Origin of the sequence: Antarctobacter albus, assembly GCF_900101505.1 — a bacterium.
Taxonomy (GTDB): Bacteria; Pseudomonadota; Alphaproteobacteria; order Rhodobacterales; family Rhodobacteraceae; genus Antarctobacter; species Antarctobacter albus.
Genome location: NZ_FMZI01000002.1, coordinates 349,706 through 373,727, shown reverse-complemented (window position 1 = coordinate 373,727; position 24,022 = coordinate 349,706). Strand labels below are relative to the sequence as shown.

At 65.5% G+C, this 24,022-nt stretch carries 23 protein-coding genes; 15 read left to right on the top strand and 8 right to left on the bottom strand.

Annotated elements, in window-relative coordinates:
• Positions 1-23: 23 nt before the first annotated feature.
• Positions 24-1,766, bottom strand: a complete 1,743-nt coding sequence (locus tag BLQ71_RS04970; RefSeq protein ID WP_074620915.1) for a sensor histidine kinase — start codon at positions 1,764-1,766, stop codon at positions 24-26.
• Between the two features lie 58 nt (positions 1,767-1,824).
• Between BLQ71_RS04970 and BLQ71_RS04965 the strand changes: the two genes are divergently transcribed.
• Positions 1,825-3,000, top strand: a complete 1,176-nt coding sequence (locus BLQ71_RS04965) for a cytochrome P450 (protein WP_074620914.1) — start codon at positions 1,825-1,827, stop codon at positions 2,998-3,000.
• 20 nt (positions 3,001-3,020) lie between these two features.
• Here the strand turns inward: BLQ71_RS04965 and BLQ71_RS04960 are convergent, their stop codons facing one another.
• On the bottom strand, positions 3,021-3,509 hold the full coding sequence (locus tag BLQ71_RS04960) for an Lrp/AsnC family transcriptional regulator (RefSeq protein WP_043145361.1): 489 nt from the start codon (positions 3,507-3,509) through the stop codon (positions 3,021-3,023).
• Positions 3,510-3,618: 109 nt separating this feature from the next.
• Here BLQ71_RS04960 and cysG point away from each other — a divergent pair, with 109 nt between their 5' ends.
• The 6 genes from cysG (at position 3,619) to BLQ71_RS04930 (ending at position 9,195) form a co-directional block, all read left to right on the top strand.
• Positions 3,619-5,076 carry a siroheme synthase CysG gene (gene cysG, locus BLQ71_RS04955; RefSeq protein ID WP_074620913.1) on the top strand — a complete coding sequence of 486 codons (1,458 nt, stop codon included), beginning with the start codon at positions 3,619-3,621 and terminating at the stop codon, positions 5,074-5,076.
• Positions 5,007-5,306 carry a DUF2849 domain-containing protein gene (locus tag BLQ71_RS04950; protein WP_069211627.1) on the top strand — a complete coding sequence of 100 codons (300 nt, stop codon included), beginning with the start codon at positions 5,007-5,009 and terminating at the stop codon, positions 5,304-5,306. Before cysG ends, BLQ71_RS04950 begins: the two co-directional genes overlap by 70 nt.
• A 42-nt stretch (positions 5,307-5,348) precedes the next feature.
• The gene (locus BLQ71_RS04945) at positions 5,349-7,022 is read left to right on the top strand and encodes a nitrite/sulfite reductase (RefSeq protein WP_074620912.1); all 1,674 of its coding nucleotides are present in this window, start codon (positions 5,349-5,351) and stop codon (positions 7,020-7,022) included.
• A gap of 55 nt (positions 7,023-7,077) precedes the next feature.
• On the top strand, positions 7,078-7,818 hold the full coding sequence (locus tag BLQ71_RS04940; protein WP_229754816.1) for a phosphoadenylyl-sulfate reductase: 741 nt from the start codon (positions 7,078-7,080) through the stop codon (positions 7,816-7,818).
• Positions 7,815-8,204, top strand: a complete 390-nt coding sequence (locus tag BLQ71_RS04935) for a DUF934 domain-containing protein (RefSeq protein WP_074620911.1) — start codon at positions 7,815-7,817, stop codon at positions 8,202-8,204. The genes BLQ71_RS04940 and BLQ71_RS04935 overlap by 4 nt, the downstream gene beginning before the upstream one ends.
• A 124-nt stretch (positions 8,205-8,328) precedes the next feature.
• The gene (locus BLQ71_RS04930) at positions 8,329-9,195 is read left to right on the top strand and encodes a ferredoxin--NADP reductase (RefSeq protein WP_074620910.1); all 867 of its coding nucleotides are present in this window, start codon (positions 8,329-8,331) and stop codon (positions 9,193-9,195) included.
• A 296-nt stretch (positions 9,196-9,491) separates the two neighbouring features.
• On the opposite strand, the gene BLQ71_RS04925 is transcribed toward BLQ71_RS04930, so the two are convergent.
• Positions 9,492-11,777 (bottom strand): arginine/lysine/ornithine decarboxylase, encoded by a 2,286-nt coding sequence (locus BLQ71_RS04925; RefSeq protein ID WP_043145241.1) that lies wholly within the window; start codon positions 11,775-11,777, stop codon positions 9,492-9,494.
• Positions 11,778-12,003: 226 nt separating this feature from the next.
• A complete protein-coding gene (locus BLQ71_RS04920; RefSeq protein WP_088702293.1) occupies positions 12,004-13,041 on the bottom strand; it encodes a hypothetical protein in 1,038 nt (345 codons plus the stop codon).
• A gap of 137 nt (positions 13,042-13,178) precedes the next feature.
• Between BLQ71_RS04920 and infC the strand changes: the two genes are divergently transcribed.
• Both infC and BLQ71_RS04910 read left to right on the top strand, forming a co-directional pair.
• Positions 13,179-13,778 (top strand): translation initiation factor IF-3, encoded by a 600-nt coding sequence (gene infC, locus BLQ71_RS04915; RefSeq protein WP_074620908.1) that lies wholly within the window; start codon positions 13,179-13,181, stop codon positions 13,776-13,778.
• A gap of 93 nt (positions 13,779-13,871) precedes the next feature.
• On the top strand, positions 13,872-14,468 hold the full coding sequence (locus tag BLQ71_RS04910; RefSeq protein ID WP_069211622.1) for an SAM-dependent methyltransferase: 597 nt from the start codon (positions 13,872-13,874) through the stop codon (positions 14,466-14,468).
• 3 nt (positions 14,469-14,471) lie between these two features.
• Here the strand turns inward: BLQ71_RS04910 and BLQ71_RS04905 are convergent, their stop codons facing one another.
• From BLQ71_RS04905 to dksA, 4 genes are all read right to left on the bottom strand, one after another.
• Positions 14,472-15,464 (bottom strand): molybdopterin-binding protein, encoded by a 993-nt coding sequence (locus BLQ71_RS04905; RefSeq protein WP_074620907.1) that lies wholly within the window; start codon positions 15,462-15,464, stop codon positions 14,472-14,474.
• On the bottom strand, positions 15,461-16,435 hold the full coding sequence (locus BLQ71_RS04900; RefSeq protein ID WP_074620906.1) for an XdhC family protein: 975 nt from the start codon (positions 16,433-16,435) through the stop codon (positions 15,461-15,463). Before BLQ71_RS04900 ends, BLQ71_RS04905 begins: the two co-directional genes overlap by 4 nt.
• A gap of 75 nt (positions 16,436-16,510) precedes the next feature.
• Positions 16,511-17,683 carry an FAD-dependent monooxygenase gene (locus BLQ71_RS04895; protein WP_074620905.1) on the bottom strand — a complete coding sequence of 391 codons (1,173 nt, stop codon included), beginning with the start codon at positions 17,681-17,683 and terminating at the stop codon, positions 16,511-16,513.
• A gap of 75 nt (positions 17,684-17,758) precedes the next feature.
• Positions 17,759-18,181 carry an RNA polymerase-binding protein DksA gene (dksA, locus tag BLQ71_RS04890; RefSeq protein ID WP_043145369.1) on the bottom strand — a complete coding sequence of 141 codons (423 nt, stop codon included), beginning with the start codon at positions 18,179-18,181 and terminating at the stop codon, positions 17,759-17,761.
• A 438-nt stretch (positions 18,182-18,619) separates the two neighbouring features.
• On the opposite strand from dksA, the gene BLQ71_RS04885 reads away from it, so the two are divergent.
• The 6 genes from BLQ71_RS04885 to BLQ71_RS04860 all read left to right on the top strand — a co-directional run bounded on the left by BLQ71_RS04885 (position 18,620) and on the right by BLQ71_RS04860 (position 23,970).
• Positions 18,620-19,459 (top strand): AAA family ATPase, encoded by an 840-nt coding sequence (locus BLQ71_RS04885; protein WP_043145248.1) that lies wholly within the window; start codon positions 18,620-18,622, stop codon positions 19,457-19,459.
• Positions 19,460-19,559: 100 nt separating this feature from the next.
• Entirely contained in the window at positions 19,560-20,711 is a 1,152-nt protein-coding gene (locus tag BLQ71_RS04880; protein ID WP_083342151.1) for a cytochrome-c peroxidase, read from the top strand.
• Positions 20,712-20,789: 78 nt separating this feature from the next.
• The gene (locus BLQ71_RS04875) at positions 20,790-21,692 is read left to right on the top strand and encodes an AEC family transporter (RefSeq protein ID WP_043145251.1); all 903 of its coding nucleotides are present in this window, start codon (positions 20,790-20,792) and stop codon (positions 21,690-21,692) included.
• A gap of 267 nt (positions 21,693-21,959) precedes the next feature.
• Positions 21,960-22,415, top strand: coding sequence for a GNAT family N-acetyltransferase (locus BLQ71_RS04870; protein WP_074620904.1), 456 nt, complete (start codon positions 21,960-21,962; stop codon positions 22,413-22,415).
• Positions 22,415-23,803 carry a DUF2927 domain-containing protein gene (locus tag BLQ71_RS04865; protein WP_074620903.1) on the top strand — a complete coding sequence of 463 codons (1,389 nt, stop codon included), beginning with the start codon at positions 22,415-22,417 and terminating at the stop codon, positions 23,801-23,803. The genes BLQ71_RS04870 and BLQ71_RS04865 overlap by 1 nt, the downstream gene beginning before the upstream one ends.
• Entirely contained in the window at positions 23,800-23,970 is a 171-nt protein-coding gene (locus tag BLQ71_RS04860; RefSeq protein WP_069211616.1) for an apolipoprotein acyltransferase, read from the top strand. The genes BLQ71_RS04865 and BLQ71_RS04860 overlap by 4 nt, the downstream gene beginning before the upstream one ends.
• Positions 23,971-24,022: the final 52 nt, after the last annotated feature.

The following is a 24,022-nucleotide window of genomic DNA, read 5'->3' as shown; positions in this document are numbered from 1 at the left end:
GGGACAAGCGTCGTCCATCGTCCTCACGCGGCCATCTCCGCCCGCCAGTAATCCAGCTCGACCGTGAACAGCGCCCCGGCTTCCGTGTTGGCGCCGCGGATGCGGCCGCCGAAACTCTGCACCAGACCGTAGGAAATAGACAGGCCCAGCCCCATGCCGTCGCCCACTTGCTTGGTCGAATAGAACGGCTCGAACACCTTGTCCGGATCGGCGATGCCCGGCCCGCTGTCCTGCACCCGCACCACCAACCTGTCGCCCAGCACCAGCGTGATCTCGATCACCTTGACCTCCTGCCCCGACATGGCATCGGCCGCATTGTTGATGAGGTTGACGAAGACCTGACCCAGGCGCACCTCGCCGCCCATGACCCAGATCGGCGCGGGCCAGGATGCCGGGTTCCAATGCAGCGTCACGCCGTCGGATTTCAACCGCGCCTCTGTCATCTCCACCGCCGAGGACAGCACCGCCACCACGTCGACCTTGCCCATCGGCTCTGCCTCGTTGCGGGCAAAGGCGCGCAGGTTCTTGATGATCCGTGCCGCCCGCGCCGCCAGCCCGGCGATCCGGTCGAGGTTGGCCCGCGCCTTCTCCGGCTTGCCCTTGTCCAGGAAGGCGGCGCCGTTTTCGGCGAATTGCCCGATCGCCATCAGCGGCTGGTTCAGCTCGTGGCTGATGCCTGCCGACATCTGGCCCAGGGCGCTCAACTTGCCTGCCTCCACCAGTTCCGCCTGTGCCCGGCGCAGCGCGGCCTCAGCCTCTTCTCGTTCCGATACCTCGCGCCGCAGCGCCATGTTCGCCTGTTCCAGGTCCTGCGTCCGGTCCCTGACCCGGCCTTCCAGCCGTGCATTGGCGATGCTGAGCGCGCGCCGCCGCTCTGTTGCCAGGAACAGCAGCGAGCCGAAGAAGAGGCAGAGCACCGCCACCACGGCGGTCTGCAACCAGGCCAGCCGCCGCGCTGGTCCGACGTCCACCAGTGCCTCGCCGGTCAGGCCGATCACAGGCAGCGGCTGGACAAGGTGCAGGGCCGCACGCGGGACATAGGGGCTGAGAAGTTGGTGCCAAACCTCGTGTTCGCCGACCATACGCGCATGGACATCGACGACCTCGCCCCCGGGACCGATCATCGCCCGGTCGGTGCGCTGCCAGAACAGCAGTTCGGACCGGTTGGTGACGAAGACCTGGTTCAACGCGTCGGTAAAGAAGACCGAGGGGCGCGAACCGCTCCACTCCCATTCCAGCGCCTCGATGTCGGCCACGAGGACCAGCACACCCCGCACCTTGCCGTCCGGACCAAAACTCGGGACACCGTGGAAATAGGCCCGCCGTGCGGCGGCTGCGCTGATGCCCCGGTCTGCCCCCAGCGCGCCGTTCACCGCCCGCAAGAACCAGGGCTGCGCCGCCAGATCGACAGGCACTTCGCCCTGGGCAGAGGCCAGAACGCGCCCATTGCGGTCGGCGTAAAAGGCATTGAGCGCGCCGGTCTGGTCCAGGTTGCGCAACAAAACCGCCTCTGCCGCGGCCCGGTCCCCATCTGCATGCAGCGCGGTCAGCGCAGGATGATCGGCGAGCGACACCGCAAGTGACCGGTAGCGTTGCAACCCGGTCACCAGCCGGTCGGCGGCCAGTCTCAGGTCAGACCGGCCCTGTGCCTCGACCTGGCGCAGGGCCTCGGCGTAGCTGGTTGTCCAGACGATCCAGCCCAGTCCAGCGACCGCGGCCAGGAAAAGCCCGACGATGGGCGCGCGTGCTGTGGGTCTGTCTCTCATGGCCAACGATCATAGACCCCTCTTGCCAGTGCTGCCAAGACGGGCCAAGCATCCCGCCATGCAACGCTTTTCCCAAGACCCGACCGACGCCGGATTCGTCCAGGACCCCTACCCGTTCTACGAACGCCTGCGCGGTGCAGGCGATCTGGCCTGGTGGGAGGACTACGCGATGCCCTGCGCGGTCTCGCACCGGGCGGTCAGCGCGCTCCTGCGCGACCGCCGTTTCGGGCGAGAGATCCCGCCGGAACAGGCCCCCGCGATCCCGCCGCATCTCGCGCCCTTCTACGCGGTCGAGGCGCATTCCATGCTGGAACTGGAACCGCCGCGCCACACCCGTTTGCGCGGGTTGGTGCTGCGCGCCTTCACCTCGCGCCGGATCAAGGCGCTGGGGCCAGAAATCGCGCAATTGTCCAATGACCTGATCGACCGCCTGCCCGAGGGTGACTGCGACCTGCTGACGGGCTTTTGCCAGCCGCTGCCGGTCATCGTGATCTGCCGCCTGCTGGGGGTGCCGGAGGCCCAGGCGGATCAACTGCTGGCCTGGTCGAACGCGATGGTCGCCATGTACCAGGCCCGCCGCGACCGCGCGATCGAGGATGGTGCCGCGCGCGCGGCGCAGGAGTTCTCGGATTTCCTCAAGGGCTATGTCGAAACCCGGCGCAGCCAGCCCGGCGATGACCTGATCACGCATCTGATTGCCGCCGAGGAGGATGGCGAGAAGCTCTCGACCGAGGAACTGATCACCACCTGCATCCTGCTGTTGAACGCGGGCCACGAGGCGACGGTGCACACGCTTGGCAACGGGATCAAGTGCCTGTTGGACCGCGGGCTGGGTATCACGCGGGCGTCAGCCGACACCACGGTCGAAGAGATCCTGCGTTTTGACCCGCCGCTGCACATGTTCACGCGCTACGCCTATGAAGAGGTGGAGGTTTTCGGGCATCGCTTCCGGCGCGGAGACCAGGTGGCGCTGTTGCTGGGCGCCGCCAACCGCGACCTCGGGGTCTGGCCCGACCCGGCGCGTTTTGATCCAGCGCGCCCGATCAGCGCCAACACCAGTTTCGGCGCCGGTCTGCATTTCTGTGTCGGCGCGCCGCTGGCCCGGCTGGAGCTGCAGATCGCCCTGCCGATCCTGTTCGAGCGCCTGCCCGCCCTGCGCCTGGCCGAACCGCCGCAGTACGCCAACCTCTATCATTTTCACGGGTTGGAACGTCTGCGGGTCAGCACATCGTGACACGGGCCAAGTGCCCGTGGTCACAAGGGCAACGCCGTCGTCGCCTTGATCTCTTCCATCGACAAGAGCGCGGTGACGTTGTGCACCTTCACCTCTGAAATCAGCGCCTGGTAGAATACGTCATAGGCGCGGGCATTCTTCACCCGCACCTTCAGGATATAGTCGATGTCGCCCGCCAGCCTGTGCGCCTCTTGCACCTCGGGGCGTTCGCGCAGGGCCTTGAGGAACTTTGCCTGCCAGTCCGCCTCGTGCTCGGACGTGCGGATCAGGACGAAGAACGTCGCCTCGAACCCCAGCTTTTCGGCGTCCAGCACAACGGTCTGCTGACCCAGCACCCCACCCTCGCGCAACTTGCGAATCCGGTTCCAGACAGGGGTCTTGGAAGAGCCCACTTTCTTGGCGATCTCGTCCAGCGACTGCCCTGCATCGCGTTGCAGTTCCGCAAGAATTTTCCGATCCGTGTCGTCGATCTTCACGGCTGTTCTCCCTCTCGGCCAGTATTGGAACATTCCTCCACCGACATTGACCTTGTAGAACAAACGTTCTTACTTTCCCAGCCCCATAGGCAAAACGGGGGACAATTTCCTATTATCAAGGGCAGACGCAAGGAGTTCCGAAGTGCAGCACTTCCCGATCTTTCTCGATCTCGCCGGGCGGCGGGTGATTGTTTCCGGCGGCGGCGATGCCGCTTTGGCCAAGCTGCGCCTGCTCCTCAAGACAGAGGCGCAGATCACCGTCTTTGCCGCCCATCCCGCCCGTCAGATCATCACCTGGGCCGCCGAAGGTGTCCTGACCCTGGTGCCCCGTGCGCTGGAACCGGGCGACACGCTTTGCGCCGTCCTGTTCTACGGCGCCAACGAGGATGCGGTCGAGGACGCGCGCACAGCCGCGCTGGCCCGATCCGAGGGCGCGCTGGTCAATGTCGTCGACAACCTGCAGGACAGCCAGTTCATCACCCCCGCCATCGTCGACCGCGATCCGGTGACCGTGGCCATCGGGACAGAGGGCGCGGCCCCGGTGCTGGCCCGCGCGATCAAGGCCGACCTCGAAGAGCGCCTGCCCGCTACGCTGGGCACGCTGGCGCGCATCGGCAAGACGTTCCGCAAAATGGCAGAGGCCCTGCCCTTTGGCCGCGCACGCCGCGACTTCTGGCAGGACTACTATTTCAACGCAGGCCCCCGCGCGATCACGCAGGGCGAAGAGGCCGTTGGCCAGGCTCTGGACGACCTTCTGGCCCGCCACCTTGAGCGCGATCAGCGCCCCGGCCACATCTCCTTTGTCGGTGCCGGTCCCGGCGACCCGGACCTGCTGACGCTGAAGGCGCGCAAGGCGTTGGACGCCGCCGACGTGGTGATCCACGACCGGCTGGTGCCGCAACCGATCCTGGAACTGGCCCGCCGCGAGGCCACCATGATCGACGTGGGCAAGACCGGTTTCGGCCCGTCCACCCGGCAGGAAGACATCGACGCGCTGATCGTCAAGCACGGCCTCGAAGGCGCGCAGGTGGTTCGGCTCAAGGGCGGTGACTGCACCGTTTTCGGTCGCCTGGACGAGGAAATCGAGGCAGTTCTGGCCGCGGGTCTCTCCTATGACGTGGTGCCCGGCATCACCGCCGCCTCTGCCGCTGTCGCCTCGATCGGCCAGTCGATCACCAAACGCGGGCGCAATGCCTCGGCGCGGGTGATGACCGGCCATGACATGCAGGGCTTTGCCGATCACGACTGGCGCAGCCTGGCCCGCCCCGGCGAGGTCGCTGCGATCTACATGGGCAAGCGCCCCGCGCATTTCCTGCAAGGCCGGCTGATGATGCACGGCGCAGCCCCCAACACCCCCGTCACCGTGGTCGAGAATGCCTCGCGCCCCGACCAGCGGGTGCTGGACACCACGCTCGACCGGCTTTCGACCGACCTCGCGGAGGCCGGCTTCGACGGCCCCGCCCTCATGCTTTACGGCCTCGCCCCGCGCGATGGCCTTCCCGTCACAAGTTTCGATCAGGAGGCATATCAATGGCCCGCAAGTTCACACCCAAAGTCGTCACCGCAAACGCCCTCCTCGCTGGCGACGTCGTCTATCTGACCGCCGACGACCGCTGGAGCGCGGACCTGCGTGATGCGGAACTGCTGACCGACGAGGCCCACGCGCAGCTGCGGCTGGTCGAGGCCAGCGCGCGGCACGCGGAGGTTGTCGGCGTCTACCTCGCCGACATGGAACCGGGCGCAAACGGGCCGGAGCCGACGCACTTCCGCGAGGCTTTTCGCCGCAAGGGCCCTTCGAACTACGCGCACGGCAAACAGGCCGAGCTGTAAGAATTTCCGACCCCACGCGCCGAGGCGCAAAGGAGACGACAGATGTACGCATACAATGACTTCGACTCCGCTTTCGTGGCGGAACGCAACCGCCAGTTCCGCGCCCAGGTGGAGCGCCGCATCGACGGGTCGCTGACCGAGGACGAGTTCAAGCCGCTGCGCCTGATGAACGGCCTCTACCTGCAGCTGCACGCCTACATGCTGCGCGTCGCCATCCCCTATGGCACCCTGAACAGCGCCCAGATGCGCCAGCTGGCCTATATCGCCGAGCGCTGGGACAAGGGGTATGGCCATTTCACCACGCGGCAGAACATCCAGTACAACTGGCCCAAGCTGCAGGATGTGCCGGACATGCTGGACGCGCTGGCAGAGGTCGAGATGCACGCCATCCAGACCTCGGGCAACACGATCCGCAACGTGACAGCCGACCACTTCGCCGGTGCCGCCGCCGACGAGATCGCCGATCCGCGCCCGGTGGCGGAACTGCTGCGCCAGTGGTCGACCGATCACCCGGAATTCCAGTTCCTGCCGCGCAAGTTCAAGATCGCCGTCACCGGGTCGCCCAACGACCGCGCCGTGACCGCCGCGCATGACCTGGCCATCCGCATCGTCGAAAAGGACGGTGAGATCGGCTATGCCGTGCTGGTCGGTGGCGGACTGGGCCGGACGCCGATGATCGGCAAGATCATCAACGAGTTCGTGCGCCAGGAAGACCTGCTACCCTACGTCGAGGCCGTCGTCTCGGTCTGGAACCTGCTAGGCCGGCGCGACAACAAGTACAAGGCACGCATCAAGATCACCGTGCACGAGCACGGCATCGACGAGATCCGCCGCCTGGTCGAGGCGCGCTTCACCGAGACCAGGGCCGCCTTCAACGGTGCAGACCTCGACCTGTTCGAGACAATCAAGACTCATTTCGCGGCGCCTTCGTTCACGAAACGCCCTGTTTCGGCCTTTGACCGCGCCTATGACAACGATCCGGTCTTTCGCGCCTGGGCCGACACCAACCTGTCGGACCACCAGGCAGAGGGCTATGCCATCGCGCAGATCAGCCTCAAGGCGCATGGCGAAACGCCGGGCGACGCCACGGCGGACCAGATGCGCATCATGGCCGACATCGCGCAGGAGTTCGGCCACGACGAGCTGCGCATCAGCCATGAGCAGAACGTGATCCTGCCGCATGTCCACAAGGACGACCTGCCGGAAATCCACGCGCGGCTGAAATCGCACGGGCTGGCCACCGCCAATATCGGGCTGGTGTCCGACATCATCGCCTGCCCCGGCATGGATTACTGCGCCCTGGCGACCGCCCGTTCGATCCCGATCGCGCAGGAGATCGCCACGCGCTTCGACGAGTTGAAGATCGAGCACGAGATCGGCGACCTGAAGATCAAGATCTCGGGCTGCATCAATGCTTGCGGGCATCACCACGTCGGCCATATCGGCATCCTGGGTCTGGACCGCGCGGGGGTGGAGAACTACCAGATCACCCTTGGCGGCGACCACACCGAAACCGCCGCCCTGGGCACCCGCACCGGCCCCGGCTTTTCAGCCGAGGAAATCGTTCCGGCCATCGAACGCATCGTGGAGGCCTATCTCGACCACCGCGACAGCGCCGAAGAAACCTTCCTGCAGGCCTATCGCCGTCTGGGCATGGCGCCCTTCAAGACGGCGCTCTACGGCGAGAAGGCCGACAAGCGGTCCGAGGCGGCCTGAGCGCATGAACGCCTTCACCCCGTCCAGACCTGCCGCGCAGGGCACGCGGCAGGACATGACCGACCGCGCCGAACGGGTCGCGGCGCTGAACGCGCGGTATCGCCACCACAGCGCCACCTCGGTGCTGGAAGGCGCGCTCAGCGATCCCGACGCCGGGCAACTGGCGCTGGTGTCCTCCTTCGGGGCTGAATCCGTGGCCCTGTTGCACCTGGTGGCGATGGTGGACCGCAAGACGCCGGTGCTGTTCATCGACACGCGGCTCTTGTTCGCGGAGACCCTGACCTACCAGCAGGAGGTCGCGGAACGGCTGCGGCTGGAGAACCTGCGGATCATCCGCACCGACCGGGCAACGCTGGACAAGCGCGATCCCTATGGCGCCCTGCGGATGTCGGACACCGATGCCTGCTGTGCCCTGCGCAAGACAGAGCCGCTGAACGCCGCGCTGGACGGCTACGACGGCTGGATCACCGGGCGCAAGCGCTACCAGTCCGGCACCCGTGCCGCGCTGGAGTTCTTCGAGCTTGAAGACGGCACGGGCCGGATCAAGCTGAACCCGCTGGCCCATTGGACGCCCGAGGACGTGCGCGCCTACATGGAGGAAAACCGCCTGCCCAAGCATCCGCTGGTGGCGCAGGGGTATCCGTCGATCGGCTGCCAACCCTGCACGTCCAAGGTCGCGCCGGGCGAGGATCCCCGCTCGGGCCGCTGGCGCGGGCAGGACAAGGAAGAATGCGGCATCCATTTCGTGGATGGCCGCGCCGTCAGAGGCGGCGAGACACAAGGAGAAAAGGCATGACGATCATCGTGCGCGACGACGGCTTTCACGCCGAGGACTGGAACGGCGACTTCGACGGCCCGGCGGCCCAGGACCTGCCGTCCGACACCGACCCGGAAAGCCTCGCATTCGACGACGACACCGGCATGATCCGGATCGACTTTCCCAGCTTTGCGGATGGGCGCGGCTTTACCCTGGCGCGGCTGCTGCGCCTGCGGGGATACAAGGGCCGCCTGCGGGCGCGCGGGCATGTGATCGCGGATCAATACGCGATGGCCCGGCGCGCCGGTTTCGACGAAGTCGAGATCGACGAGGCGCTGGCCGAACGCCAGCCGCAGGACCAATGGGTGTTCCGCGCCGACTGGCAAGCCCATGACTACCAGGCACGGATGCGCGGCACCGCCTGACGCATTTCGCGACGTTATCGGGCGCAGGCCGGGGCAATCCCGGCCCGCGCCCTTGCGCCGCCTTTCACCTGATGCAGATCAAAGCTAGATATGAGGTGCCGGTTTACCTAGCCGGCAGGACGACATGACAGAGATGAGCCCCGTGACCGACGCCACCGCAACCGAGCCCGCCCGCGCGCCCCGCACCCTTGCCGTGCCGGACGCCCAGACCGTGACCGAGGTCAAGCACTACACCGACCGGCTGTTTTCCTTCCGCTGCACACGCCCCGCGAGCTTGCGGTTCCGTTCGGGCGAGTTTGTCATGATCGGCCTAATGGGCGACCCCGATCCCAAGACCGGCAAGCAGAAACCGCTGCTTCGCGCCTATTCCATCGCCTCCCCCTCCTGGGACGAGGAACTGGAGTTCTACTCGATCAAGGTGCAGGACGGCCCGCTGACCTCGAAGCTGCAGCACATCAAGCCGGGCGATCAGATCATCCTGCGCCCCAAGCCCGTGGGCACGCTGGTCCATGACGCGCTCTTGCCGGGCAAGCGGCTGTGGTTCTTTGCCACCGGCACCGGCTTTGCGCCCTTCTCGTCGCTGCTGCGCGAACCGCAGACCTACGAGGATTACGACGAGGTCATCATCACCCACACCTGCCGCGAGGCCGGCGAGCTGACCTATGGCCGCGAGATCATCGAGAGCCTCAAGACCGACGAACTCCTGGCCGAGGTGATCGGCGAAGGCTTCTGGAAGAAGATCAAGTACTACCCGACCACCACCCGCGAAGAGAGCGCCAAGATGGGCCGCATCACCGACCTGATGCGCTCGGGCGAGGCGTTCGAGGACCTGGGCGTGGCGCCGCTGACCCCCGAGACCGACCGGGCGATGATCTGCGGCAACCTGGCCTTCAACCTCGAACTGAAGGAAATGCTCGAGGAATACGGGCTGGAAGAAGGGGCGAACTCCGACCCCAAGCACTACGTTGTCGAAAAGGCCTTTCTCGACTGAGAAAGCGCCGCACTGGAACGCGAAAGGGCCGCCCCATCGGGCGGCCCTTCTGCGTTGCGGTGGACTGTTGTGCGATACAGAGGCACAAGACGACGAACGGGTGCCTTGAAGGTCTCATTGAGACGACAGCGCGCCCGGCAGCGGCATCGGTGGCGGGATAGTTGATCAATTCCCCCCGGTCCGAAACGGCTCCATGACTGCAGAGGGGGCCTGCGACACGCAGGAACAGCACGACGAGATTGCCGCAAGCCGCCGCCTGTCGCACAAGAACGCCCCCCGGCGCACCGATTTTCTGTTCACTCTGCGACGCAGTCGGCGAAGTACCTGACCTCGCCGTTCTTGTCCGTTTCCTGCAAGAGGCCGTGGATGTCAGTCTCGAAGCCAGGGCACTCGCGTGAAAACTCACGATTGAAGCGGAGATAGTCCACGATCTCCGTGCTGAAGATCTCGCCGGGAACGAGAAGCGGGATACCGGGCGGATATGGGGTGACGAGGCTCGTGGTCACACGACCTTCGAGCTCGTCGATCCCGACCCGCTCGGTCTTCCTGCGCGCAATGTGGGAAAAGGCTTCTGATGGTGACATGGCCGGATGATGATCGCTGGTATAGATCTGGGTTGTCAGCCGGGCCACGTCATATTTCGCATAGAGTTCGTGCACATGCTGGGACAGGTCCTTGAGCCCCATGTGTTCGTACCGCGACTGCTTGGCACAGAACTCCGGCATGACACGCCAGAGCGGCTGGTTCCGGTCATAGTCGTCCTTGCATTGCTGAAGCGCGGCGAGAAGCGTGTTCCACCTGCCCTTCGTGATGCCGATGGTGAACATGATGAAGAAGCTGTAAAGACCGGTCTTTTCGACCACGACCCCATGTTCGGCAAGGTACTTCGAGACAATCGAGGCCGGGATGCCTGTGTCCTCGAACCGACCATCGATGTTGAGCCCGGGCGTTATGATCGTCGCCTTGATCGGGTCCAGCATGTTGAAGTTGCGGGCCATGTCGCCAAAGCCGTGCCAGGCGTCTTCGCCCGAGCTTTCGACCGCATCGCTGTCGGTCTTCTTCAGCTCCCAATCCTTTGCCCGGCCGATCCCGTCCTCTGCCAGTTCGTCCGGCCCCCAGACCTGGAACCACCAGTCATTGCCATATTCTGCGTCGACCTTGCGCATTGCACGCCGGAAATCGAGCGCCTCCAGCAGGCTTTCTTCGACCAGCGCCGTTCCACCCGGCGGCTCCATCATGGCCGCCGCGACATCGCAGCTCGCGATGATCGAATATTGAGGACTAGTCGACGTGTGCATGAGGTAGGATTCGTTGAAAAGGTGGCGGTCGAGCTTCGTTTCCTCGGAATCCTGCACGAGGATATGGCTGGCCTGGCTGATGCCGGCCAGAAGCTTGTGAACCGACTGGGTGGCGTAGGTCACGGAATGCTTCGTGCGCGGCCTCTGGCGGCCCATCGCGTGGTAGGTGCCATAGAACGGGTGGAACGCGGCATGGGGCAACCAGGCCTCGTCGAAGTGAAGCGTTTCCACATACCCGTCGAGCAGGTCCTTCACCACTTCGGTATTGTAGAGAACACCGTCATAGGTCGATTGCGTCAGCGTCAGGATGCGGGGCTTGACCGTATCGGCATCGAGCCCCTCCAGCAGCGGGTTTGCCCGGATCTTTGCCCGGATCGCCTCCGGCTCGAACTCGGATCTCTGAATGGGTCCGATGATGCCCCAATGGTTGCGCGTCGGCTTGAGGAAGATCGGGATCGCTCCGGTCATGATGATCGCGTGCAGGACCGACTTGTGGCAATTGCGGTCCACCAGCACGACGTCGTCCCGGGCGACGCTGTGGTGCCAGACCATCTTGTTCGAAGTCGAGGTGCCGTTGGTCACGAAAAAGCAATGGTCGGCGTTGAAGATCCGCGCCGCATTCCTTTCCGACGCCCCGATGGCGCCGTTGTGGTCCAGCAGTTGCCCCAGCTCCTCGACCGAGTTGCAGACGTCGGCGCGCAGCATGTTTTCACCGTAGAACTGGTGGTACATCTGCCCCACGGGCGATTTCAGGAAGGCGACCCCGCCGGAATGCCCCGGGCAATGCCATGAGTACGACCCGTCTTCGGCGTAATCGAGAAGTGCCTTGAAGAAGGGGGGCTGGATATATTCGAGATAGTTTTTCGCTTCCCGGATGATGTGACGGGCGACGAATTCGGGCGTATCCTCAAAGGCGTGGATGAAGCCGTGCAGTTCGCGCAGGACGTCATTCGGCAAGTGCCGTGATGTCTTCGTCTCACCGTAGATATAGATCGGCACGTCTTCGTTCTTTGCGCGGACCTCCTCGATGAAGTTTCGCAGGTTCAGAACGGCCGGGTCGAGGTCTGGGCCGGGGCTGAATTCTTCGTCGTCGATCGACAGGACGAAAGCCGACGCCCGGCTCTGCTGTTGTGCGAACTGTGACAGGTCGCCGTAACTCGTGGCGCCCAGAACCTCGAACCCCTCGTTCTCGAGCGCCTCGGCAAGAGCACGAATTCCAAAGCCCGAAGTGTTTTCGGACCGGAAATCCTCGTCGATGATGACGATGGGAAAGCGAAACTTCATCTGTCTATCCTTGATGCGATCCTGGACGCCCGATTGTTCTCGAAGCCTCGGCAACGACGTCCGGGCCACGATAGACCACGCGGAACGGCCATCCAAGATCCACCAGCCGAAGGGCCGCTTTCGCGGCGCATTTACGCGACATCGAATGCCGATGCCCAGGATGGCGCACCAAACCAAAAGGGCCGCTCTATCGGGCGGCCCTTCTGCGTTTCGGGGGATACGGACCTTACTCTTCGAGACCCAGCAGAACCTTGATCTGGTCCAGCGCGGTTTGGGTGATCTCGGGGTTATCCCGGACAGCCTCTACCGCGGCCTTGGCGCTGACCTTCTTCAGCTCGCCCAGCTCGGAGTTGTCGATGTAGTCGACCACCTTGTCATAGTCGAAACCATCGACGGTCAGCAGTTCCTGGATCGACGGCGCATCGGCGGTTTCGACAGGCTCTGCGGCCGGATCGGCCGCGGGCGCGGCATCGGCGGGTTCCGCCGACTCGACGGGCTCTGCGGCCGGATCCGCTGCAGGTTCTGCGGCCGGCTCGGCTGTATCGACGGGTTCGACCACCGGATCGGCTGTTGCCGACGGCTCCAGCACCGGTTCCGAAGCCGGGTCAGCCGTCTCGACGGGTTCGGCGGCAGGATCTGCGGCCGGATCGGCGGTTTCGGCAGGCTCTGCAGCGGGCGCGGGATCGACGGCCTCGGGCGCATCCGCGTCCGCCAGGGCCGTGTCGACCGCGTCACCGGCGTCCTTGGCCACGTCCATCGTCGCGTCGGCGGCATCCTTGGCGGCGTCCACGGTCACGTCAGCCGCATCCTTGGCCACGTCAACGGTCGCATCCGCCGCGTCCTTGGCAGCATCCAGCGTCTTGTCCGCAGCACCGGCCAGGGCATCGCCCAGCTTGGCCTTGCCCTCTGCAACGTCCTTGGCGGCATCCGCCAGCGCGGTTTCGGCGGCATCCACGGTCTTGTCGGCGGCGTCCTTGGCCGCGTCCAGCGTGGCATCCGCCGCGTCCTTGGCGGTATCGGCCACGTCCTTGGCGGTGTCGACGGTTGCGTCCGCCGCGTCCTTGGCCACGTCCACGGCATCCTCTGCCGCGTCCTTGGCCGCCTCTTCGGCCTTTTCAGCCGCTTCCGCAGCCGCCAGTTCGGCCGCCCGGGCCGCCTCGGCCGCAGCGCGTGCCGCTTCTTCCTTGGCCTGCTGGTCTGCGTACCACAGGTAACCACCCACGCCCGCTGCAACCGCGACCAGGACGAAGATCAGGTTTCTCATGGGAACCTCCATCACGTTCCGCCCCGCGCACCGGTGCGCAGGGTTCCTAGGGAGCGGTGTGCGCTGCCCCCCGGCCAGCTTCAAGGGGAATCCGTTTGCAAGTGGCGCACAGGCATGGAATTGCCGCTTGAAAGCCTATGCGCCCAAGTTTACCTTGCCACCCTGATGAAAACCGCAAATGGAGCATTCCGATAGCCCGCAGACCACATAACGCGCCGCCCACGCGCGACACAGGCCCCCGAGTCAACGACCGTATCCGGGCCCCTGAAATCCGGCTCATTGGCGCCGAAGGCGAAAACGTCGGTGTCGTCACCCCTGCCCGTGCGATGGACCTGGCTGAACAAGCCGGGCTCGACCTCGTGGAAATCTCGCCCAACGCGACGCCGCCGGTCTGCAAGATCATGGACTACGGCAAGTTCAAGTACGAACAGCAGAAGCGGGAATCCGAAGCGCGCAAGAAACAGAAGATCATCGAGGTCAAGGAGGTCAAGTTCCGCCCGAACACCGACACCCACGACTACGAGGTCAAGATGCGCAACGTCTTCAAGTTCCTCGAGAACGGCGACAAGGTGAAGGTCACCCTTCGGTTCCGCGGACGCGAGATGGCGCACCAGAACCTTGGCCGCGAACTGCTGGAACGCGTGGCGGAAGACGTCAAGGAAATCGGCAAGGTCGAGAACATGCCGAAGATGGAAGGCCGCCAGATGGTCATGATGATCGGCCCCTCCGCCAAGTGAGGGTCCGGCACATGATCGCCTGAAAAGGCGCATTATCCGCACATGAGCCCGCCGCCAAGGCGGGCTTTTCGTATCTGCCCAAGGAGAACGCGCATGAGCTGGGACAATCGTTTCGCAACCGAGGAGTATGTCTTTGGCACCGCGCCCTCGGGCTTTCTGACCGCACATGCCGGGCTGATTCCACCGGGCGCCCGTACGCTGTGCATCGCCGATGGCGAAGGCCGCAATTCGGTCTGGCTGGCGCAGCAGGGCTGCGATGTCACGGCCTTCGACCTGTCGCCCAATGCCATCGCCAAGGCCGAGAAGCTGGCGAAGAAGGCAGGCGTGGCCCCGGACTTCAATGTCTCGACGATCGAGGACTGGGACTGGAGCCGGACCTATGACCTGGTTGTGGCGGTCTTCTTCCAGTTCCTGTCGCCCGAGGAACGCGCCCCGGTCTTTGCCGGGCTGCGCCGTGCGCTGGCTCCGGGTGGGCGGCTGATGCTGCATGGCTACACGCCGAAGCAGGTGGACTATGGCACCGGGGGACCGGGAAACCCCGACAACATGTATACCGCAGAGATGCTGCGCGCGGCCTTCCCGGACCTGACCCTGTTGCGGCTGGCGGAATACGAACAGGACCTGGACGAGGGCGCGGGCCACAAGGGCCGTTCGGCGTTGATCGACCTGATCGGGGATGCGCCGCGCTGATCCTCAGGCCTCGCGCAGACGACCGCGTGCCGGAATTTCCTTCAGCAGGCCACCGACGCCCATGCCCGCGATGTCCTGCGGGGTGACGGGAACGCCGCACAGCAATCGTTCAAGCACCCAGTCGGCGCCGTTCAGCGCCGGAGCACGGGCGCACCCCGGCAGGCCGATCACCGGGCGGCCGGCCTGTTCGCCGTAGAACAGCAGGTTTCCGGGGTCGACCGGCATCCCGAAATGCGTGACAGAGCCGCCGGCCCGTCGCACCGCCTCTGGCGCGACGTCGTGCAGATCAGAAGTGGCAGAGCCCGTCAGGATCAGAACCGCATCCGCATCGGTGGCCGCGACCGCATCTGCCAGCGGACCGACGCGGTGCGGCACCACCTGTTGCGGGCCGATTTGAACCCCCAGCCGATCCAGCCGATCCTGCGTGACCTTCTGCCCCTTGTCGCCGGTTTCCGACCCGTCGACCGTGGTCTGGATCAGCTGCGCGGTCCGACAGACCACGGGCCGCAGGCGCAGCCCTGCCTGCCCCGCCAGGCACGCCGCCTCAAGCGCCGCCTCGGGCACCGCGTAGGAGATGATCTTGACCGTCGCCACCATCCCGCCGGCGGCAACGCGTTGCCATTCCGGCACCGTCGCCACGGTGATCATCGGATGCAGGGCGTTCAGCGCGTGGATGCGGCCCGCCAGCACCTCGACGACGCCGGGGGCGTCGGCGTGCAGGTTGACCCGGCCTGTGGCGGCCTTGCCGATTTTCAGCCCCGCGCGGTCGGGATCGGGGACCAGCGCCTGCGCCAGGCGCGCAGCGGCGGCGTCCTCACCGATGTCGCCGGGTTCCAGCCGCGCCGCGATGACCTCGTCCAGGCCCGCACCGCGCAACTTGTCCAGATCCTCGGGCGTCAGCACCCGCCCCTTGCGCAGGCGCCCCTTGTCCAGGGCGACGCTATGCGCCAGCACGGCGCCCTCGGCCTCGTCCAGCGGAACGGCGCCGAATTTCATCGCAGATCCCCGCGACGCAACACCTGAGTCATCTGCGCGATGATCGAGACGGCGATTTCCGACGGACCGGCGGCGCCGATGTCCAGCCCGATGGGCGCATGGATGCGCGCAATCTCATCCTCGGTGAACCCTGCCTCTGTCAGCCGTGTCACCCGCTTGGCATGGGTGCGGGTCGATCCCAGCGCCCCGATGTAGAAACAGCCAGAGCGCAGCGCCTTTTCCAGCGCCGGATCGTCCAGCTTCGGATCATGGGTCAACAGCACCAGCGCGGTGCGCGTGTCCAGCCCCAGAGTCTCGACCGCCTCGTCCGGCCAGTCGTGCAACAGGCGCGTATCCGGAAACCGCTCGGGCGAGGCAAAGGTTTCGCGCGGGTCGATCACCGACGGATCATAGCCCGCGATGCGCGCCATCGGCAGCAGGGCCTGGGCGATATGCACCGCGCCCACCACGATCAGCCGCAGTGGCGGGTTGTGGATGCCGACAAAGACGCGGCTGTCCGGCTCGAACCCGGAGCGGTCCATCCGGAACCGATCGGCAAATCCCTGTCGGTCCAACCAACGGTCGCTGCGATCCAGGTCGACCACGTAGGCGACGGGCTCGCGCGCGGCACGGGCCTTGACCAGGTCCTCGAGCAGCAGTTCCGGCAGGACGTCCCCCACGGGTTCCACCAGCACGCGAATTGTGCCGCCGCAGGCCAGGCCGACGGCAAAGGCGTCGTCGTCAGAGACCCCGAACTCCAGCTCGCGCAGCTCACCCGCCTCCAGCGCCTCCAGCGCCTCGACGATCACCGCGCCCTCGACGCAGCCGCCCGAGACCGAACCTTCGATCATGCCCGTTCCGGAAATCGCCAGTTGGCTGCCGATGCGCCGCGGGGCAGAGCCCCATGTTTCGACCACGGTGGCCAGCACGGCGCCATCGCCTGCACGGTGCCAGGCCAATGCCTGTTCGGGAATCGCGTCTACCCTGTCCATGAATGCCTCTCCCCTGTGACGGGCCATGTCTATCATGTAGGGGGCCGGTGTCCCCCCCTTCAATGGTCGGACGGATCAGGCGCCGCGCGTCACGTCGTGCCCGTAAAGCCAGTCGAACTGGTGCAGCATCCGGCCCGGTGCCAACCGGCCCACGACGCCCAGACCCAGATGCGCCACGCCGCGCACCAGCGGGTTGCGCAGATGGTATTTCCAGGCGTTGCCATTGGCCGCCTCGATCACCCGAACCACCCGGTCGCGGCGTCGGTGCTGGTAACTGGCCAGCGCCGAGGCCATGTCGGGCGCCTCTGACAGAGCATCGGCCAGAACCCAGGCATCTTCCATCGCCATGTTGGCCCCCTGGGCAAGGAAAGGCAGGGTGGGATGGGCCGCATCCCCCAGCAGGACCACACCCGCGCCATGCCAGACCCGCGCCACCGGGTGCCGGAACAGCCCCCACAGGCCAGGCTGGTCCGCCCCGGCCAACAGGCCCGGCACCATCCCGCCAAAGCCCGCGAAAGCCGCGCGCAGGTTGTCGCCCGCATCCTGATGGCTCCAGCTTTCCTCGACCCAGCCACGCCGCTCTTCGACCGCGACGACATTCACCTGGTCGCCTCCGCGCAACGGATAGCTGACCATGTGCCGCCCCGGCCCCATGTGGACCCTCGCCTCTGGTGGATGGCCGACCGTGTTGGGCACCACCGCGCGCCAGGCCACCTGCCCGGTAAAGAACGGGTCTGCCTTGCCGTTCAGGACCGGGCGCAGCACCGAATGCAATCCATCCGCGCCGATCACAAGTTCTGCGCCGGTGGCATCGCCATTGCAAAGCGCGACCCGCGGCGGCGTGCCCGGCATGACCTCGCGCACCTTTTGCAGCAGGCGCACACGGATGCCTGTGGCCCGCGCCTGCCCGGCCAGAAGATCCACGAGGTCCGCGCGGTGCACGAAGCGATAGCTTTGCTCGGCCGGCAGCCGGGTCAGATCCAGCCTCAGCACCTCGCGCCCACGAGCCTCGCGCAGCGAGACGGCGCGCCCGGCGACCGAGATGGCGCGAAACCCCTCGCCCAGACCCAGCGCCTCGATCACGCGCAACCCGTTGGGACTGACCTGGATGCCGGCGCCGACCTCGCGGATCGCGTCGGCCTGTTCCAGGATGCGCACCTCGCCCCCCCGCGCCCGCAGCGCAAGCGCCGCGGTCAGCCCGCCGATCCCGGCGCCGATGATGGTGATGTCGCGGCCCGTCAGTTCCATGTGCTTCCATTGGCAAAGGAAAAACGCCGAGGCAAGGCCCCGGCGTTTACCATGTCGTGTCCATGTGGTCGCGGCTCAGTCGTCGCGATGCACCTTCTCGCGGCGCTCGTGGCGTTCCTGCGCCTCGAGGCTCATGGTGGCGATCGGACGTGCATCCAGCCGTTTCAGGCTGATCGGCTCGCCGGTCACTTCGCAGTAACCATATTCGCCCTCGTCGATACGGCGCAGCGCCTGGTCGATCTTGCTGACCAGTTTCCGCTGACGGTCGCGCGTGCGCAATTCGATTGCGCGGTCGGTTTCTTCGCTGGCACGGTCGGTCACATCAGGGATGTTCCGCGTGCCTTCCTGCAGCGCTTCGATGGTGTCGCGGCTGTCGGACAGAAGCTCGGCCTTCCAGGCCAGGAGCTTGCGGCGAAAGTACTCTGTTTGCCGCTCGTTCATGAACGGTTCGTCTTCGGCCGGACGGTAATCATCGGGCAGAAAGGTCTCAGGCTTCATATCCGCTCCCTCATCAACGCCAATATCCGCCATGTTGAAATTCCTCAGATATCTGGCACCCCTGCGGGCAGGCATTAAAGCAAGCCGCGACCGTTGTCACGTCACATTAGCGTCTTTCCTCGGCCGATTTGCGGCTGCCCCTGGGTAACTTTGTGGCAAGCGCGGGATGCCCCGGCCAAGCCATTCTCGGGACTGGATTTCCGGCCCGGGGTTCCAGCATCGGCACCTGTTTCCGGGCCCGGTTTTCGCCTCCGCCGCGCTTTCAAAGGTCGAAAAGCGACAGGATGGCGCAGGCCCTTCCGGCCGCCGAGTGCCGATGTCTTGACCCGCACATGAGGACACGCCGTGACGCAACGGTCGGGCACGGGTGCTGCACTTGCAAAGGCGCCCGCACCGCACTACCCCTCTGGCGACAGGTTACAGCAAGAAGGTCGCGCCATGCGTTTCGAAGGCACCGAGGAATACGTCTCTACCGACGATCTGACGATGGCGGTGAACGCCGCGGTGACACTGGAACGCCCCCTGCTGGTCAAGGGGGAACCCGGCACCGGCAAGACCGAACTGGCGCGCCAGGTCTCCAAGGCCCTGGGTCTGCCGATGCTGGAATGGGCGGTGAAATCCACCACCAAGGCGCAGCAGGGACTGTACGAATACGATGCCGTCAGCCGGCTGCGCGACAGCCAGCTGGGCGACGAACGCGTGAACGACGTGGCCAACTATATCCGCAAGGGCAAGCTGTGGCAGGCCTTCGAGGCCGAGGGCAAGGTCGTCCTGCTGATCGACGAGATCGACAAGGCCGACATCGAGTTCCCCAACGACCTGCTGCAGGAACTCGACAAGATGGAGTTCCACGTCTACGAGACCGGCGAGACGATCCGCGCGAAACAACGCCCCATCGTCATCATCACCTCGAACAACGAAAAAGAGCTGCCCGACGCCTTTCTGCGCCGCTGCTTTTTCCACTACATCAAGTTCCCCGACACCGAGACCCTGCGCAAGATCGTCGAGGTCCATCATCCGGGCATCAAGCCCGCGCTGCTGACCACCGCGCTGACCCAGTTCTACGAGCTGCGCGAACAGCCGGGCCTGAAGAAGAAGCCTTCGACCTCCGAGGTGCTGGACTGGCTCAAGCTGCTCTTGGCCGAGGATCTGGACGCCGAAGACCTGAAACGCGACGGCGCCAGCGCCCTGCCGAAGCTGCACGGCGCGCTGCTCAAGAACGAACAGGACGTGCATCTGTTCGAACGGCTGGCCTTCATGGCGCGGCGCCAACGCTGAGGCGATCCCGCCCCGGCCAAACCGCCGGGGGCTTGATCCTGATCAATTTACTCAGGTCCATTTTCGGCGTATGCGACGACCCAAGCCCAAAGGAGTCGTCATGCCCGCCTTTCGCCTGTCCGTTCTTGCCGCCCTGACCCTGGGCGTCACGACCCTTGCCGCCGTGGTTTCCGGTGACGCGCCCGACGTGCCCCGGACGAAGGCAGATTTGGGCGCGCTGTTGTTTCATGACGTGAACCTCTCGGCCAACCGGACACAATCCTGTGCCAGTTGTCATGACCCCGCCTATGGGTTCGCCGATCCACGCGGCATGGCCTCACCCGGCGACGACGGTTTGTCGCTTGGGGACAGGAACGCACCCACCGCCACCTATGCCGCTCTCTCACCCGCCTTTCACCGCGATGCCGAAGAGCGCTGGACAGGCGGGCAATTCCTGGACGGGCGCGCCGCGACGCTTGCGGATCAGGCCGGCGGCCCGCCGCTGAACCCCATCGAGATGGGCATGACCGACAAGGCGGCTGTCATGGCCCGCCTGCGTGAAGACCCGGTGTACGAGGCCGCCTTTCCGTCCCTCTTCGGCGCGGAGGTCTGGGACGCGGCGGACAGCGCCTATGCCGCCATGACACAGGCCATCGCCGCCTTCGAGGAAACCGAGGTCTTTGCCCCCTTCGATTCCAAATACGACAGGTTCCTGCGCGGCGACGCAGAGCTGACGAAACAGGAGGAACTTGGGCGGTTGCTGTTCTTTTCGCAGCAATTCACCAACTGCAACCTCTGCCACCAGGTCGGACGCGGCCAGATGGACCCGCGCGAGACCTTTACCGATTACCGCTATCACAACATCGGAGTGCCGCAGAATGCCGAGTTGCGGGGCTTGAACGGCATTCCGCCGGACCAGGTCGACAACGGCCTGCTGGACAACCCGGCGGTGACGGACCCGGGAGAGCGGGGCAAGTTCCGCACCCCCACCCTGCGCAACGTCGCCGTGACCGGCCCCTACATGCACAACGGTGTGTTCCAGGATCTGCGGACGGTGATCCTCTTCTACAACCGCTACAACAGCAAATCCGCCGCGCGGCAGATCAACCCGGAAACCGGCGCGCCTTTTGGCCCGCCGCCTGTCCCGGGTACGCTGGCACAGGAGGAGCTGACCCACGGGCCCGCGCTGGACGATGAACGCGTCGACGCACTGGTGGCGTTCCTGAAGACGCTGACCGACGCCCGGTACGAGCATCTTTTGTCCAGCGACTGACCCGAGCCCTGCCCCGGCGGCAGCTTGCGCCCGGCGGCCCGGCATGCTCTGTCGCGGGGAACACAGACGGACGGCCCCATGCTTCACATTCTGACCCATGACATCCTGCCGGTCTTCTCGATGCTGGCCCTGGGGTTCCTGCTGGGCCGCCTTGACAAGGTCAGCAAGGGTGAGGCGGGCGCGATCAACCGGATCGCCTTTCTCATCCTGCAACCCGCGCTGATCTTTCCTCTGATCTCGGCGCTGGACTGGTCATCCTTCCGGGTTGGCGCGCTGGCCGGGTATGCCGCCTCTCAGGTGGCGCTGTTCGGTCTGACCTTCGCGGTCTGCCGCCTGCTGTTCCGGCGCGAGCTGCTGGAATCCTGGCTGCTGGCGATGGCCACGATCTTCGTCAACACGCTGCTGTATATCTGGCCGATCAGCTTTCTGATCTACGGCGAGGCAGCGGCCCTGCCCGTCACCGCCATCGTGGCCTGGGACGCGGCGGTCAGCTTTGCCTTCTTCATCGTCACGACGGACCTGATGGCCAATCGCGGTGCCGGACCCGGTCCGGCCCTGCGGCGCATCGCGTCGAACCCGGTGCTGATCGCCATCGCGCTTGGCATGGTGGTCAATGTCACCGGCCTGCCGGTGGCAGAGCCGATCCTGACCGCGATGGGCTTTGCCGGGGCCGGGGCCGCGCCGCTGACCCTATTCGCGCTGGGGGTAATCCTGTCAGGCCACGCGCTGACACCGACACCATTGGTGGCCACTGTGTCCGCCCTGAAACTGCTGGCCTTCCCGGCACTGGTCGCGGGTGCCCTCTGGGCCGTGGCCCCGCCCGAAGCCTGGCAGACGCTTTTCACGCTGACCGCCGCCGGACCGTCGGGGGCAATGGCCTTTGCGCTGGCGCTGCTGTACGGCGTGCGCACGGATGCCATCGCGCCGGTCATCATCTGGACCAGTGTCCTGTCGCTGTTTTCGCTGGCCTGGCTGGCCTGAAGTGCCCAGAAACCGCCACGTTTGACCTGGCGGCAGGGTTATCAACAGGCACCCACAGTGGCAATTCGGACTCACCTGATCCAGCGAAACTCCATAAAATTAACGATTTCTGAACCGCCTTCCCGAAATCGGGAAAAAATTATCCACAAGTGGGCATAGTGCTGGGCAGAAACCAAGGTTTTGCCCTATAGTGATCCCACAGAGGACAGATAATCCAAGGATGTCTTAGAGCATCCACACGGAACACAAAGCAGGCAGGCTTCAAAAGTGTCCCCAAATACGGCTCTCACGGTGCGCCCCCTGGCCGCCGCGGACGAACCGGCGTGGCGTGAGCTCTGGACGGCCTACCTGGCCTTCTACGAAAGCTCCGTTCCCGAACCGGTCTATGCGTCCACCTTCGCACGCCTTCTGGGCGATGATCCGCGCGACTTCAACGCCCTTGTCGCCGAACTTGACGGCAGGCTGGTCGGCCTGACGCATTACCTGTTCCACCGCCACGCCTGGAAGATCGAGGAGGTCTGCTACCTGCAGGATCTCTACGCAGTTCCCGATGTGCGCGGACAGGGCATCGGTCGCGCCTTGATCCAGGGCGTCTATGACAAGGCCGATGCCTATGGCGCCGCCACCGTCTATTGGTTGACGCAGGACTTCAACACCACGGCCCGCCAGCTTTATGACCGGATCGGCACGCTGACGCCCTTCATCAAGTACCAGAGGATGTGATGCGCAGGTCCCGTCGCCTGATGCTCCCGCTCTACCTGCTGCTGGGCGCCTGCATGCCGGCCACGCCGACCGACACCGCGGCCACCCGCGCGGCCGCGGTCGACGGAACCAGCGGCCTGCCCCCGATGAAGAGCTTTGCCGCACCGCGCCCACAAGCGCCCGTGGCCTCGAACCAGGACGTGGCGCGGGATTTCCTCGACCTGGCCTTCACGCTGGAATCGGGCCGCCCGCTGCAGAGCTTTACCCGTTTCGACACGCCGATCACCGTCCGAGTCACCGGTGCGCCGCCCGCCTCGCTGGCGCCGGACCTGCGCCGACTGCTGCACCGGCTGCGCAAAGAGGCCGGGATCGACATCGCGCTCAGCAGCGACCCCCAGGCCAATATCACCGTCCAGGCCGTCAGCCGGGCCGACATCCGCGCCGCCCTGCCCCAGGCCGCCTGTTTCGTGGTTCCCAACGTCTCGTCGCTGGCGGAATACCGCAGCAAGCGGCGATCCCGGTCTGTCAGCTGGTCCACGCTGAAACAGCGTGAACGACTGGCGATCTTCCTGCCCAACGACGCCTCACCGCAGGAAGTCCGCGACTGCCTGCACGAGGAGCTGGCCCAGGCCATCGGCCCTCTGAACGATCTCTATCGCCTGCCCGACAGCGTGTTCAACGACGACAACGTCCACACGGTCCTGACCGGCTACGACATGATGATACTGCGTGTCTACTATGACCCGGCGCTGCGCACCGGAATGACACGGCGCCAGGTTGCCGACCGTCTGCCCGCGATCCTGGCCCGCGTGAATCCGCGCGGACAGGGCATCGTCCCGCAGCGGCTGGCAAAAACGCCGCGGGTCTGGATCGACGCGGTTCAGACGGCCCTTGGCCCCGGCGCCAACCCGGCACAGCGGCGCGCCGCCGCCATCGAGGCGCTGCAGGTTGCCTCGGCAATGGGCTGGACGGATCATCGCCGCGCCTTTTCGCATTACGCGATGGGCCGGCTGCTGCAGGCCACCGACCCGCAGGCGGCGCAGGATCAGTTCGTCCTGGCACAACGCTATTTTGGCCGCCGCCCGGACACCGCCCTGCATCGCGCCTATGTCGCCTCGCAACTGGGGGCCTATGCCATCGCCTCGGGCAATTCCGAACATGCCCTGGCCCTCATCGGTCCGCACCTGGACACCGCCGCCCGGCATGAGAACGCCGCCCTTCTGGCGACGCTCCTGATGCTGCGGGCCGAGGCACTGGAACTCTCGGGCCGCGTTGCCGAGGGCCGCAGCGTCCGGGTGGACTCGCTCGGCTGGGCACGCTACGGGTTCGGCTCTGATTGGGCGGTGCGCGCGAAACTGCGCGAGATCGGATCGCTCAATCCCGCGAGGCAGGGACAAGGGACGCTATGATCGTGATCCTCGGGGCGCTTCTGGGCGCCATCATCGGCGGGACAACCGCCAAACGGCGCAAGGGCAACTGGGCCGATATTGCCCAATACGCGGTGATCTATGCCATCGCCTTCGCCCTGTTGGGGCTGGTCGTGACGATCGCGCTGGAAAAGACCCTGCTGGGCTGAGGAACGCCGGAAATTCGCGGGCAATCGCCAGGATGACGGCCAACGCGGACAG